Origin of the sequence: Paraburkholderia kururiensis (assembly GCF_034424375.1) — a bacterium.
GTDB lineage: Bacteria > Pseudomonadota > Gammaproteobacteria > Burkholderiales > Burkholderiaceae > Paraburkholderia > Paraburkholderia kururiensis_A.
On sequence record NZ_CP139965.1, the window covers coordinates 4,801,127 to 4,814,915 of the forward strand.

The following is a 13,789-nucleotide window of genomic DNA, read 5'->3' on the forward strand; positions in this document are numbered from 1 at the left end:
CAGTGTTTTGACGCCGAACATCTGCGCCAGCGGCAGAACGCGAGGGCCTCCGAACTAAGAGCCCTCCGAAGAGGACGAGGCTTCGGGAACCCTATCCTCATCTTCGTCCGTATGGGCGCTTCACAGTCGAACCCCCGTTCGCTGCGCCCTCAATCCTGGGCGTAGATGTCCGAGTCTTTGGTCTCCTTCACGAACAGTATGCCGATCACGAACGTCGCGAGCGCGATCACGACCGGATACCACAGCCCCGAATAGATATCGCCCTTGGCCGCCACGATCGCGAAGGCTGTGGCGGGCAGGAAGCCGCCGAACCAGCCGTTGCCGATGTGATACGGCAGCGACATGGACGTATAGCGGATCCGCGTCGGGAACATCTCTACCAGCATCGCGGCGATCGGGCCGTACACCATCGTCACGTAGATGACGAGAATCGTCAGGATCACGACCGACATGGGCCAGTTGATCTGCGACGGGTCGGCCTTCGGCGGATAGCCGGCGGCTTTCAGCGTCGAGCCGAGCGATTTGTCGAACGCAGCGCCCTTCGCCTTCGCGTCGGTTGCCTTGCCGTCATACGCCTCGACCACCGTATCGCCCACCTTGATTTGCGCTACCGTTCCCGCCGGCGCAGCCACGTTGGTGTAGTTCAGACCGGCCTTCGACAGCGCACCCTTCGCGATATCGCATGATGAGGTGAACTTCGCCGTTCCCACCGGGTTGAACTGGAACGAGCATTCGTCCGGGTTCGCGACCACGACGATCGGCGACTTCTGCGTGGCGGCGTCGAGCGCCGGGTTGGCGTAGTGCGTGAGCGCCTTGAAGAGCGGGAAATACGTAAGTGCCGCAATCAGGCAACCGGCCATGATGATCGGCTTGCGGCCGATGCGGTCCGAGAGCGAGCCGAAGAACAGGAAGAATGGCGTGCCGATCAGGAGCGCGATCGCGATCAGGATGTTGGCGCTCGCGCCATCCACCTTCAGCGTCTGCGTGAGGAAGAAGAGTGCGTAGAACTGGCCGGTGTACCACACCACGGCCTGGCCGGCGGTCAGGCCGATCAGCGCGAGGATCACGATCTTGAGGTTCTTCCACTGGCCGAACGCCTCGGTCAGCGGAGCCTTCGACGTCTTGCCCTCTGCCTTGATGCGCGCGAACACGGGCGATTCGTTGAGTTGCAGCCGGATCCAAACGGAAATGGCCAGCAGGACGATTGACGCAATGAACGGAATGCGCCAGGCCCACGCACCGAACTGCTCTTCGCCCACGAACGTGCGCACGCCGAGAATCACGAGCAGCGACAGGAAGAGGCCCAGCGTCGCGGTGGTCTGGATCCACGCGGTGTAGAAGCCGCGTCGGCCGGCCGGCGCATGTTCGGCCACGTACGTCGCCGCACCGCCATACTCACCGCCGAGTGCGAGCCCCTGCGCAAGCCGCATCGCGATGAAAATAACGGGCGACGCAATGCCTATGGACGCGTAACCGGGCAGGAAGCCGACCACGAACGTCGACAGACCCATGATCACGATGGTGACGAGGAACGTATATTTGCGGCCGACCAGGTCACCCAGGCGTCCGAAGACGATGGCGCCGAACGGTCGAACGGCGAAGCCCGCGGCAAAGCCCAGCAGGGTGAAGATGAAGCCGGCGGTGGGATTGACGCCGGAAAAGAAGCTCTTGCTGATGAAAGCCGCCAGCGATCCGGCGAGGTAAAAGTCGTACCACTCGAAAACCGTGCCCAGCGACGAGGCGAAAATCACCCGCTTTTCGGCGCCTGTCATGGGTGCGTGCGATAGCTGCCCGCCTATGGTTGCCATAAGTCGTCTCCGTTCTGATATTGATATTCGTGAGGCGCGCCCGGACAGGCGCACCTGCGTTTGATTATTGGAACGGAAACTTACTGGCTACTGACGCGTAACGGGGTCTTTCGAAGCGGGTTTGTGTGGAGTGAAGTCGCGTCTTTATTCGCTGAATTGCGGAAATGCGCGGCCAAATGTCCCGTACATCATCGATTTCGTGGCGCTGTTTCTGCGTACGAAAACCGCTCGTAAGGGAAAGTCCTCGTACCTGAAAAACGCTCCTTACGGTCCCTTGTCCGACCCTTAGAGGCCGTTCGTCTGTGCCGCTCCCCGCATACGCAGCGTAACGCGCACGAGCGTGCCCGCCATGCGGGGCGTTTCCTGGTAGACGTTATCTTCCATTGCCAGCGTGCCGCCGTGCATCGTGGCGATTTCCTTGACGATGGCGAGGCCAAGCCCGCTGCCGTCGCCCTCGCGGCCGAGAATCCGGTAAAAGCGCTCCGTTACGCGTTCGCGTTCGGCGGGCGGAATGCCGAGCCCCGTGTCCTCGACTTCCAGATGCACGACGCCCGCCGCCGCATCCGGGCGCACCCGCACGGTGATGCGGCCGCCGGGGGGCGTATAGCGCATTGCGTTGTCGATGAGGTTCGACAGCATTTCGCGCAGCATCACGGGATGGCCTTCCACCTCGATCTTCGGGTCGGCGCTGTCCGGCCCTTCGTAGCCGAGGTCCATCTGTTTCACGAGAGCCGCCTGCACCCAGTCGCGCACGGCGTGGCGCGCCACTTCGCCCACGTCCACCGCGCTGAAAATTTGCCCGGACAGGCGGTTCTCGGCGCGGGCGAGCGCCAGCAGCTGGGTGACGAGCCGTGCCGCGTGCTCGGAACTCGTCGCGATCTGCTGGAGCGAACGATGAACTTCGGCGGGCGCTTCCTGACGCAACGCGAGTTCGGCCTGGGTGCGCAGGCCGGCAAGCGGCGTCTTCATCTGATGCGCGGCGTCGGCGATGAAGCGCTTTTGCAACTCCATGTTTTGCTCGAGCCGCGTGAGCAGGTCGTTGAACGACGTGACGAGCGGCTCGATTTCCGGCGGCGCGCGACGCGCTTCGAGCGGCGAGAGGTCGTCCGGACGACGCGCGCGGATATTCGTCTGCAGCGCATGCAGCGGCGCGAGGCCGCGCGAGAGGCCGAACCAGACGAGCACGATGGCGAGCGGCAGGATCACGAACTGCGGCAGGATCACGCCCTTGATGATGTCGTTGGCCAGTTGACGGCGCTTGTCCAGCGTTTCGGCAACCTGCAGGAGTACCGGCTGCGCGCCGGGCGTCTGAGGAAACTCGACGGTCGTGTAGGCCACGCGGATATCGTTGCCGCGCAGCATGTCGTCGCGAAACTCGACGATGCCGGGTTGCGGGCGGTCGTCCTCGTGCGGCAGGGGCATGTCGCGGTCGCCCGCCACCAGCTCGCCGCGCGTGCCGAGCACCTGGAAGAACACGCTGTCGATGTTGTCTGCGCGCAGGAAGTCCCGCGTGGACTCGGGCAGCGTCAGTTCGGCCACGCCGTTCACGGGATGGATCTGCCGCGCGAGCACGTAGGCATCGGTTTCGAGCGCGCGGTCGAACGGCCCGTTGGCGATCGATTTCGCCACGAGGTAGGTGACCGCAATGCTCATGGGCCACAGAAGAAGGAGCGGCGCCAGCATCCAGTCGAGAATCTCGCCGAACAGCGAACGTGGGCGCGCCTGGGCGGCGCTCTCGGTTTCGTCGGGCGGCGCGAAGGGGTTCTCGTAGCGCGCGTCGCGGGTTTCGTCGTCTAGTGGTACGGGAGCGGCGGGCGGCGATGGCGGGGGCGAACCGGTGGCGCGCCGGACATCGAGAGGCGCGGTCATGCTGTCTTACTTGTACGGATGGGTGGCCGGCATTGCCGGCGCGACGGCAGCGGAGGGCGAGGTAGCGGACGCGCCGAGCCCGTTTGTCCCCGATGCCTCCGCGGCCGCCTCGACGCTCACGGCCGGCCCTTTTACCGACTTCGACGATGCCGATGGATCGTTGGCGGCCGGCGCGCCGAGCGACGCGGGCGAAGCTGCGCCCGACGTCGCGGCCGATGCCGGCACAGGCGCCTGCGCCGCTTTTTCCAGGCAGTAGCCGAGTCCGCGCACCGTGGCGATGCGCACGCCGCCCGGTTCCAGCTTCTTGCGCAGTCGGTGCACGTACACCTCGATTGCGTTGTTGCTGACTTCCTCGCCCCACTCGCACAGATGATCGACGAGCTGTTCCTTCGACACCAGCCGGCCAATCCGCTGCAGCAGCACTTCGAGTACGCCGAGCTCGCGCGCGGACAAGTCGAGCACCTGGTCGTTGATACACGCGATACGCCCGACCTGGTCGAACGATAGCGCGCCGTGCCGCACCACCGTAGGGCCGCCGCCGGCGCCGCGGCGCGTGAGCGCGCGCACGCGGGCTTCGAGTTCGTTGAGCGCGAAGGGCTTGGCCATGTAGTCGTCGGCGCCGAGGTCGAGCCCCTTGACGCGTTCATCTACGCTGTCCGCAGCCGTGAGGATCAGCACCGGCAGGTTCGAATTGCGCGCGCGCAGGCGGCGCAGCACCTCGAGCCCGGGCATGCGCGGCAGGCCGAGATCGAGTATCAGGAGGTCGAAAGTCTGCATCGACAGGGCAGTATCCGCTTCCACGCCGTTCTTGACGTGGTCGACGGCATAGCCCGATTGGCGGAGTGATCGGACCAGACCGTCCGCGAGTATGCTGTCGTCTTCGGCAATGAGAATTCGCATGATGCGCCCAGCGTTGCATGGGCCGGCGCCGTGTTGTCGCGCGGCGCTCAGCGCGGTCTCCAAAAGTGTTGTGGCGGCGGCAAGTATCGGCTCCGGTACGAAGCTCGAACTCGGGAATCCGGTTTGCCGGGGCTTGCTAAAACCACTGTTTTTTTATACAGTGTCTGCGATTCATGTGCAATCGCGGCTGCGCGTACCAACGTGTCGTGCAGCGACTTGCACATCTGCCTCAGACGCCGTTCATCATAGCAAAGGACGATTCATGGAAGAAAGCAAGAAAGGCTCGGCTGGACTGACTGCTGAAAAGAGCAAGGCGCTCGCTGCTGCGCTCGCGCAGATCGAAAAGCAGTTCGGCAAAGGGTCGATCATGCGGCTCGGCGACGGCGAGGTAGTGGAAAATATCCAGGTGGTGTCTACCGGCTCGCTGGGCCTCGACATCGCTCTCGGCGTTGGCGGCCTGCCGCGCGGTCGCGTGGTCGAAATCTACGGTCCTGAGTCGTCGGGTAAAACCACGCTCACGCTCCAGGTGATCGCCGAAATGCAGAAGCTGGGCGGCACGGCGGCGTTCATCGACGCAGAACACGCGCTCGACGTTCAGTACGCAAGCAAGCTGGGCGTCAACGTGCCGGAACTGCTGATCTCGCAGCCCGATACCGGCGAACAGGCACTGGAAATTGCGGACGCGCTGGTGCGCTCGGGCTCGATCGACATGATCGTGATCGACTCGGTCGCGGCGCTCGTGCCGAAGGCCGAAATCGAAGGCGAAATGGGCGACTCGCTGCCTGGTCTGCAGGCGCGTCTGATGTCACAGGCCCTGCGCAAGCTCACCGGCACGATCAAGCGGACGAACTGCCTCGTGATCTTCATTAACCAGATTCGCATGAAGATCGGCGTGATGTTCGGCAACCCGGAAACCACCACGGGCGGCAATGCACTGAAGTTCTATTCGTCGGTGCGTCTGGACATTCGCCGTATCGGTTCGATCAAGAAGAACGACGAGGTGATCGGCAACGAAACGCGCGTGAAGGTCGTCAAGAACAAGGTGTCGCCGCCGTTCCGCGAAGCGGTGTTCGACATCCTGTACGGCGAAGGCATTTCGCGCCAGGGCGAGATCATTGATCTCGGCGTGCAGGCCAAGATCGTCGACAAGGCGGGTGCGTGGTACAGCTATAACGGCGAACGCATTGGCCAGGGCAAGGACAACGCGCGTGAATTCTTGCGCGAGAATCCGGACATCGCCCGGGAGATCGAAAACCGTATTCGCGAATCCCTCGGCGTGACTGCGATGCCGGCTGATGCGGTCCAGTCGGACGACGTCGAAGTCGCAGGCGAAGAGGAGTGATCATCACGTGATGCGCAAGGGTCCGTCCGCGCCAGTGCCGCCTGCGCGGCTTGATCCGCAGGACCCGGACCCTGCGCATCCAGGTGACGACGACGCTGCCGAAGCGCCGACGTTCAGTCGTTCCTCGGAACGCGCGCGACGTGCATCCACGGGTTCAAACCCATCCGCTGGCGACCAGCAACGTCCCGGCCGTTCGCCGAAGGCCCGCGCGCTGGCCTACCTTTCTCGCCGCGAGTACAGCCGTTCAGAGCTTTCCCGCAAGCTGATGCCGTTCGTCGACGATGTCGGCGAACTGGACGCCCTGCTGGCATCGCTCGAGCGGGAAGGCTGGCTTTCGGATTCACGCTTCGCCGAGAGTCTCGTTCATCGGCGGGCATCGCGGCTTGGCGCAGGCCGCATTGTCGGCGAACTGAAACGGCACGCGGTGGGCGACACGCTTATCGAACAGGTGAGCGCCCAACTTCGCGAAACCGAACTGGCGCGCGCGCAGTCCGTATGGCGCAGAAAGTACGGCCAGCTTCCCGAAACACCCGCCGAGCGCGCACGTCAGGCGCGCTTTCTGGTAGCACGCGGCTTCTCTCACGCCACCATCGCGAAAATCCTGAAGGGTATCGAAGACGACTGGCCCGAGGCTTGAACCGGCCGCTCGAATTCCCGATCGCGCATAGGCCGGCGTCCCAAATGCGGTGCGATACCTCCACGGGGTTTCCCCAAGTGGGAAATACCCGCTATGCTAAAATCGTGGGGTTTCCCAACACAGCCTCGCCTTTCCGCATGCCGCTTCCCCCGCCTGCCGCCCGCAATTTGCGCCATACGCGCACGATTCGGGCAGAAGCCTACGAGCGCGAAGACGGTTTATGGGATATCGAGGCATGCCTGACCGACCAGAAGCCGCGCGATGTGGCCCTTGCGTCGGGTGTCCGTCGCAACGGTCTGCCAATTCATGAACTCTGGCTTCGCATCACGATCGATCGGGAGCTCAATGTCGTCGACGCCATCGCGTCGTCCGACTGGGTGCCCTATCCCGGTCAATGCGAGGCCGCCAATCCCGCCTACCGCGCCCTCATCGGGCTCAATCTCCTCCGTAACTTTCGTCGCGATGCCGCCCAGTTGTTGGCCGGCACGGCTGGCTGCACGCACCTCACCGAGCTATGCGCCGTGCTGCCCACCGCCGCCATTCAGGCGTTCGCCGGCGACGTCTGGCATACCGGTGACAGCGCACCGGAGCAGGGAAGCAGCAGTCGCGAGTCCGCTCGCAACGCAGGCAATGGCGGGCGCACCGAAAACAACCCGCCTTTTCAGCTCGGACGTTGTCACGCGCTACGGTTCGACGGCGAGGCGGTTCGACAGTTCTATCCGCGCTGGTATGGGCATGCGCCGCGCGACACCGTCCGTGCGGCGGACTCCATTGAAACCGGCGGGCAGACGGACCGTGGCGGCAGCGCCGGCGGCGCGTCGTGCCTGAACAAGAAAAGCGGAAACGAAGTTCAATCCAACTCTCAGACTGAAGGGAATCACGCATGAAGATTCACGAGTACCAGGGTAAGGAAATCCTGCGGAAATTCGGAGTCGCGGTACCGCGCGGCAAGCCGGTCTTCTCGGTGGACGACGCGGTCAAGGCCGCTGAAGAGCTGGGCGGCCCGGTCTGGGTCGTCAAGGCGCAGATCCACGCGGGCGGTCGCGGCAAGGGCGGTGGCGTGAAGGTCGCGAAGTCGCTGGATCAGGTGCGCGAGTACGCGAACCAGATTCTCGGCATGCAGCTCGTGACGCACCAGACCGGTCCGGAAGGCCAGAAGGTGAACCGCCTGCTGATCGAAGAAGGCGCGGACATCAAGAAGGAACTGTACGTCGGTATCGTGATCGACCGCGTGTCGCAGAAGGTCGTCGTGATGGCCTCGAGCGAAGGCGGCATGGATATCGAAGAAGTGGCCGCCAAGACGCCGGAAGCCATCCACAAGGTTGCAGTGGAACCCTCCACGGGCCTGACCGATGCCGAAGCCGACGGCCTCGCGAAGCAGATCGGCATCCCCGACGCTTCCGTTCCCCAGGCACGCGCCATCCTTCAGGGCCTCTACAAGGGCTTCTGGGAAACGGACGCATCGCTCGCCGAAATCAACCCCCTGATCCTCACCGGCGACGGCAAGGTCATCGCGCTCGACGCGAAGTTCAACTTCGACTCGAACGCGCTCTTCCGTCATCCGGAGATCGTGGCGTATCGCGATCTGGACGAGGAAGACCCGGCTGAAGTGGAAGCGTCGAAGTTCGACCTCGCCTACATTTCGCTCGACGGCAACATCGGCTGTCTCGTGAACGGCGCAGGCCTTGCGATGGCCACGATGGACACCATCAAGCTGTTCGGCGGCGAGCCCGCCAACTTCCTCGACGTCGGCGGCGGCGCCACGACCGAGAAGGTCACGGAAGCCTTCAAGCTGATGCTGAAGAACCCGGGCCTGAAGGCCATCCTCGTCAACATCTTCGGCGGCATCATGCGTTGCGACGTGATCGCCGAAGGCGTGATCGCTGCGTCCAAGGCTGTTCACCTGCAAGTGCCGCTCGTCGTGCGCATGAAGGGCACCAACGAGGACCTCGGCAAGAAGATGCTGGCCGATTCCGGCCTGCCGATCATCTCGGCGGACAGCATGGAAGAGGCTGCGCAGAAGGTCGTCGCGGCGGCCGAGGGCAAGTAAAGGGCGCTTCACCGAACACGCATGGCGGCGCGACGCGCGCCAGCCGGCCCGCCCGCCGCAAGGCGCAGGCAAGCCGGACTGGGCGCATGGCGCGACGCCAAACGAACAGAGGTCAATACATGTCGATTCTGATCAACAAGGACACCAAGGTCATCACGCAGGGCATTACCGGCAAAACCGGTCAGTTCCACACCCGTGCGTGCCGTGAATACGCAAACGGCCGCGAGGCGTTTGTTGCTGGCGTGAACCCGAAGAAGGCTGGCGAAGACTTCGAAGGCATTCCCATCTACGCGAGCGTGAAGGAAGCGAAGGCCGAAACGGGCGCGACCGTCTCGGTCATCTACGTGCCGCCCGCAGGCGCTGCCGCTGCGATCTGGGAAGCCGTCGAGGCCGACCTCGATCTCGCGATCTGCATCACGGAAGGCATTCCCGTGCGCGACATGATCGAAGTGAAGGACCGCATGCGTCGCGAGAACCGCAAGACGCTGCTGCTCGGACCGAACTGCCCGGGCACCATCACGCCGGACGAACTGAAGATCGGCATCATGCCGGGTCACATCCACCGCAAGGGCCGCATCGGCGTGGTGTCGCGCTCGGGCACGCTGACGTACGAAGCCGTCGGTCAATTGACGGCGCTCGGCCTCGGCCAGTCGTCGGCAGTCGGTATCGGCGGCGACCCGATCAACGGTCTCAAGCACATCGACGTCATGAAGATGTTCAACGACGATCCGGACACGGACGCCGTCATCATGATCGGTGAGATCGGCGGTCCGGACGAAGCGAACGCCGCTTACTGGATCAAGGACAACATGAAGAAGCCGGTGGTGGGCTTCATCGCGGGCGTAACGGCGCCTCCGGGCAAGCGCATGGGCCACGCCGGCGCGCTGATCTCCGGCGGTGCGGACACGGCTGAAGCGAAGCTCGAGATCATGGAAGCCTGCGGCATCAAGGTCACGAAAAACCCGTCGGAAATGGGCCGCCTGCTGAAGTCGGTGCTGTAACCAGAAACGCGCCGCCCGCTGTGCAGCGCGGCCGCGCGTTTTTCTGATACGCTTACGGAACCCTTTCGTGGCGTAACAAGACAGAGCGAGGGAGCGAAGATTGCTTCCTCGCTTTTTTATTGGCCCCGCATTCGCTTTTTCCATTCTCATTGCCTGTCCATGCTCGAGTTCTTCACGACACTCCATTGGCCCGCTGTCTTTCAGATCGTCGTCATCGACATCCTGCTCGGCGGCGACAACGCGGTTGTCATCGCGCTCGCGTGCCGCGACCTGCCGGCCAGTCAGCGCATGCGCGGCGTCATCTGGGGTACGGCGGGCGCCATCGTGCTGCGCGTGGCGCTGATCGCATTCGCGGTCGTGCTGCTGGACGTGCCGCTGCTCAAGTTCGCGGGCGGCCTGCTGCTGCTGTGGATCGGCGTGCGGCTCGTGGCGCCTTCGCAAGAGGCGCATTCGAACATCAAGCCGGCGGACAAGCTGATCTCGGCCATCAAGACCATCATCGTTGCCGACGCGGTGATGAGCCTCGACAACGTGATCGCCATTGCCGGCGCGGCCGAACAGGCCGACCCGCAGCACCGCCTCGCGCTCGTGATCTTCGGGTTGATCGTGAGCATTCCGCTCATCGTGTGGGGCAGCCAGCTCGTGCTGAAGCTGCTGGACCGCTTCCCGATCGTGGTGACGTTAGGCGCCGCGCTTCTGGGTTGGATCGCGGGCGGACTGATCATCAACGACCCAGCCGGCGACCGCTGGCCAATCCTGGACACGCCTGTCGCTGAGTACGGCGCTTCCATTGCCTGCGCGGTGTTTGTCGTGGCCCTCGGATACGCGTTGAAGCGCCGCAACGAGCGGCGTGCGGCCGCAGGGTCCTCGGGCACGCATTGAGCGTTCGGCCTTTGGGGGACTCGCTCTCCGGACGGGACCGACCTCGCAGCATGGCCATCCGGCCGACTGCCGCGCCGTGAAACGGCTGGATACGATCAACGCCTGTCTCCATACGGAGGCAGGCGTTTTTCGTTCCAGGAGCTCGCCTCATGACCGTTCCCGCTTACCTCTGCGTGCCGCCGTTCGCGCACGCTTCCATGTATGTCCCACATTCGCGCGCAGGCGGCCGGTGCCGTCTTGCTTCCGGGTGGCCTACGCGAGCCGCTCGTCACGCACGCGCCGCCATTCACTCAGGCTTCACGCTGATCGAACTGATGATCGTGCTCGCCATCGTCGGTGTGATCGCCGCGTATGCCATTCCGGCCTACCAGGACTATCTCGCTCGCAGCCGGGTAGGCGAGGGCTTGTCACTCGCAGCATCGGCGCGCCTCGCGGTGGCGGAGAACGCTGCAAGCGGCAATGCGTTCGGCGCGGGCTTCGCTTCGCCGCCCGCCACCCGCAACGTCGAATCGATTCGCGTGGACGAGAGCACAGGGCAGATTGCGATCGCCTTCACGTCTCGTGTGGCGGCTGCGGGCGCCAACACATTGGTGCTCGTGCCCTCGGTGCCCGACAACGCTGACGCTCCCACCGCGCGCGTTGCACTTGTTCAAGGCACTGCGCAGGCCGGCGCCATCACGTGGGAATGTTTCGCGGGCGGCAAAGCGGCATCGTCATTGCCGGCACCGGGTTCGGGGCCGATGCCGGTCGAGGCCGCCACCCTCGCAGGCAATCTTGCACCACCGGAGTGCCGCGCATAAAGCGGGGACGGCAAATGCGCGAAGGGGCGGGCAAGGTGCTGCCACGGCCGGCGTATTCGCACCACGGCAACCGCACAGCCCGGGAAAAGTTTTGTATAGTGCGCCGGTTGCTGATGCCGCCGGTTACTCATGCCCTCTTCCTTTGCGCGTTTTCTTTCTCTCGTTTTGCTTGCCGCCGCGTTGATTCTTCCCTATGCGGTCGTCAACCATACGTATCCCATACCAACCTTCTATGCCGAATTCACTGCACTGACGCTCTATCTGCTGACTGCGGGCGCCATGGTGCTGCTCGTCGGCACGTCGCGACCGCGTATCGCGTTTGCGTCGCCCGCTGTCGCGCTGGTGCCGCTGTTGTTCGGTACGTTGCTCGTTGCGCAGGCGTTCGTGCTTCCAGTGCAGCAACCGTCGATGAACTGGCTGGGCGGAGGCTTTCTGCTTGCGGCGTTCGTGGCCGCGCACACCGGCTACGGCTTTGCGCGCGCGAACATGGCGGACACGGCGCTGCGTTGGGGCGCCTATGCGTTGTTGCTGGGCGGGCTCTTTGCCGTGTTCTGCCAGGTCGTGCAGCTGTTTCATCTGGAAGCGAAGGTGACGCCGTTTGTCGTGGCCTACAACATCACGGTGGACCGTCGTCCGTTCGGCAACATGGCGCAGGCCAACCACCTCGCCACCTACATTGCGTTCGCGATGGCCGCCGCGCTCTTTCTCGTGCAGACGCGGCGTCTGCCGGTCCTGCTCTGGGGCCTGCTCTCGGTGGTCTATGCCACGGGGCTGGCGTTGACGGTGTCTCGCGGCCCGTGGCTGCAAATGGGCGTGATCGTGGTGGCTGGGTTCTGGATGGCGTTTGCCGAGGCGAAGCGCAACTTCGCGTTCCGGCGCAGCAGCCGGCAGTGGCTGATTCCGGTCGTGCTCGCCGTGCTGTTCGTGGTCGTGAATGCCGCGGTGCGTTGGGCCAACGTGCATTACCACCTCGAACTCGGAGAGTCGGCGGCCGACCGCTTCCGCGACGCCGGGCAGATCGCCCCCCGCCTCGCGCTGTGGAAATACGGCTGGACGATGTTCAAAATGCACCCGCTTTTCGGCGTAGGCTGGGGCGAGTTTCCGGGTTACCAGTACCAACTGGTGAAGACGCTGGGCGGCGTGGAGATCGCGAACAACTCGCACGACATCTTCATCGACCTGCTCGCGAAGACCGGCCTTGCCGGCTTCGTGGTGGCCGTGGTGGGTCTTGTCGCGTGGCTCGTGCGGGTACTGCGTGCGCCGCATACGGCGGGGCGCGTCTTCGGCATTGCGCTGATCGGCGTGCTCGTCATGCACGCGCTCGTGGAGTATCCGCAGCAGTACATGTTTTTCCTGCTGCCCGCGATGTTCGTCTTCGGGCTGCTCGAAACGAAACCGTTGCGGTTCGTTCCGGAACGGCTGTCGTTTGGGCTCTATGCGGTGATCGTGTTCGGCGGACTGGCCGCGCTTTATCCGGTTTATCGCGACTACGCGCGCGCCGAGGTGCTGTACTACGGCTCGCGCCCCGCGGAGCAGTATCGTGCGGATCCGTCGTTCCTGTTCGGCGGATGGGGCGAATACGGTCTTGCGACGCTTCTACCCATCGACGCCAACGACTTGCCGCACAAGCTCGCCATGCACCGTCGGGCGATTGCGCTGTTGCCTGGCGAGACGGTATTGCGCCGCTATGCGGTGCTGCAGGCGCTGAACGGCGACACGGCGGCGGCTTTCGATACGGTGGGTCGCCTGAAGATTTTCGCGCAGGAACTGCACGACTGGCCGTCGCAACTGGCGTCCCTGTACGACCTGTGCGACGAGCAGCCCGCGCTCGCGGGGTTCAAGGCGGAACTGGTCAAGAAGTACGGTACGCCGCCCCCAGGTGCAAACCAGCAGGACGACGAAGGGGACGATTAGTAGGGCGCCTGACGGCTGCGGCTTCGGGACCGCCGCAGCCGGCCACTAGTTTTTGCTGGGTCTGCGCTTCGGTCTATGTCTAAGCCGCCACCCAGTCGCCCGACTTCCCGCCATGCTTTTCCATCACCTTCACGTCGGTGATGGTCATGCCGCGGTCCACCGCCTTGCACATGTCGTAGACCGTCAGCAGACCCACCTGCACGGCTGTGAGCGCTTCCATCTCCACTCCAGTGCGCCCGAACGTCTCGACCTGCGCCGTGCAATGTACGCCGGGCAGCGTCTCGTCGAGTGCAAAGTCCACCGCGACGCGCGTGAGCGCGAGCGGATGGCATAGCGGAATCAGGTCCGCTGTGCGTTTGGCGCCCTGGATTGCCGCGATTCGGGCCACGCCGATGACGTCGCCCTTTTTCGCGCCGCCGTCGCGGATCAGCGCGAAGGTCTCCGGCAGCATGCGGATGGAACCGCGTGCAACGGCGATGCGTTTGGTCTCCGCCTTCGCGCCGACGTCCACCATATGCGCTTTGCCGGAGTCGTCGAAATGGGTGAGTTCTGACATCGTCTGGCTCCTTGAGAGGGCGCCTATCAT

The 13,789-nt window shown here is 64.1% G+C and carries 12 protein-coding genes; 8 read left to right on the top strand and 4 right to left on the bottom strand.

Going from position 1 to position 13,789, the window contains the following annotated elements:
* Positions 1-149: 149 nt before the first annotated feature.
* The 3 genes from U0042_RS21595 to U0042_RS21605 all read right to left on the bottom strand — a co-directional run bounded on the left by U0042_RS21595 (position 150) and on the right by U0042_RS21605 (position 4,577).
* Positions 150-1,808 carry an MFS transporter gene (locus tag U0042_RS21595; RefSeq protein WP_114809212.1) on the bottom strand — a complete coding sequence of 553 codons (1,659 nt, stop codon included), beginning with the start codon at positions 1,806-1,808 and terminating at the stop codon, positions 150-152.
* Positions 1,809-2,093: 285 nt separating this feature from the next.
* Positions 2,094-3,677: a sensor histidine kinase N-terminal domain-containing protein gene (locus tag U0042_RS21600; protein ID WP_114809211.1), complete on the bottom strand. Its 1,584-nt coding sequence runs from the start codon at positions 3,675-3,677 to the stop codon at positions 2,094-2,096.
* A 6-nt stretch (positions 3,678-3,683) separates the two neighbouring features.
* Positions 3,684-4,577, bottom strand: a complete 894-nt coding sequence (locus U0042_RS21605; RefSeq protein WP_114809210.1) for a response regulator transcription factor — start codon at positions 4,575-4,577, stop codon at positions 3,684-3,686.
* 262 nt (positions 4,578-4,839) lie between these two features.
* Here U0042_RS21605 and recA point away from each other — a divergent pair, with 262 nt between their 5' ends.
* The 8 genes from recA to U0042_RS21645 all read left to right on the top strand — a co-directional run bounded on the left by recA (position 4,840) and on the right by U0042_RS21645 (position 13,203).
* On the top strand, positions 4,840-5,919 hold the full coding sequence (gene recA, locus U0042_RS21610; RefSeq protein WP_114809209.1) for a recombinase RecA: 1,080 nt from the start codon (positions 4,840-4,842) through the stop codon (positions 5,917-5,919).
* A gap of 10 nt (positions 5,920-5,929) precedes the next feature.
* Positions 5,930-6,556, top strand: a complete 627-nt coding sequence (gene recX / locus U0042_RS21615; protein WP_232833237.1) for a recombination regulator RecX — start codon at positions 5,930-5,932, stop codon at positions 6,554-6,556.
* A 137-nt stretch (positions 6,557-6,693) separates the two neighbouring features.
* Entirely contained in the window at positions 6,694-7,443 is a 750-nt protein-coding gene (locus U0042_RS21620) for a DUF2889 domain-containing protein (protein WP_114809207.1), read from the top strand.
* Entirely contained in the window at positions 7,440-8,606 is a 1,167-nt protein-coding gene (gene sucC / locus U0042_RS21625) for an ADP-forming succinate--CoA ligase subunit beta (protein ID WP_114809206.1), read from the top strand. The genes U0042_RS21620 and sucC overlap by 4 nt, the downstream gene beginning before the upstream one ends.
* Before the next feature lie 119 nt (positions 8,607-8,725).
* On the top strand, positions 8,726-9,607 hold the full coding sequence (gene sucD, locus U0042_RS21630; RefSeq protein WP_017772798.1) for a succinate--CoA ligase subunit alpha: 882 nt from the start codon (positions 8,726-8,728) through the stop codon (positions 9,605-9,607).
* A 159-nt stretch (positions 9,608-9,766) separates the two neighbouring features.
* The gene (locus tag U0042_RS21635; RefSeq protein ID WP_114809205.1) at positions 9,767-10,489 is read left to right on the top strand and encodes a TerC family protein; all 723 of its coding nucleotides are present in this window, start codon (positions 9,767-9,769) and stop codon (positions 10,487-10,489) included.
* A gap of 197 nt (positions 10,490-10,686) precedes the next feature.
* Positions 10,687-11,289 carry a pilin gene (locus U0042_RS21640; RefSeq protein WP_198665227.1) on the top strand — a complete coding sequence of 201 codons (603 nt, stop codon included), beginning with the start codon at positions 10,687-10,689 and terminating at the stop codon, positions 11,287-11,289.
* Positions 11,290-11,418: 129 nt separating this feature from the next.
* A complete protein-coding gene (locus U0042_RS21645; protein WP_114809203.1) occupies positions 11,419-13,203 on the top strand; it encodes a PglL family O-oligosaccharyltransferase in 1,785 nt (594 codons plus the stop codon).
* 79 nt (positions 13,204-13,282) lie between these two features.
* Here the strand turns inward: U0042_RS21645 and moaC are convergent, their stop codons facing one another.
* The gene (gene moaC / locus U0042_RS21650) at positions 13,283-13,759 is read right to left on the bottom strand and encodes a cyclic pyranopterin monophosphate synthase MoaC (RefSeq protein ID WP_114809202.1); all 477 of its coding nucleotides are present in this window, start codon (positions 13,757-13,759) and stop codon (positions 13,283-13,285) included.
* Positions 13,760-13,789 lie beyond the last annotated feature (30 nt).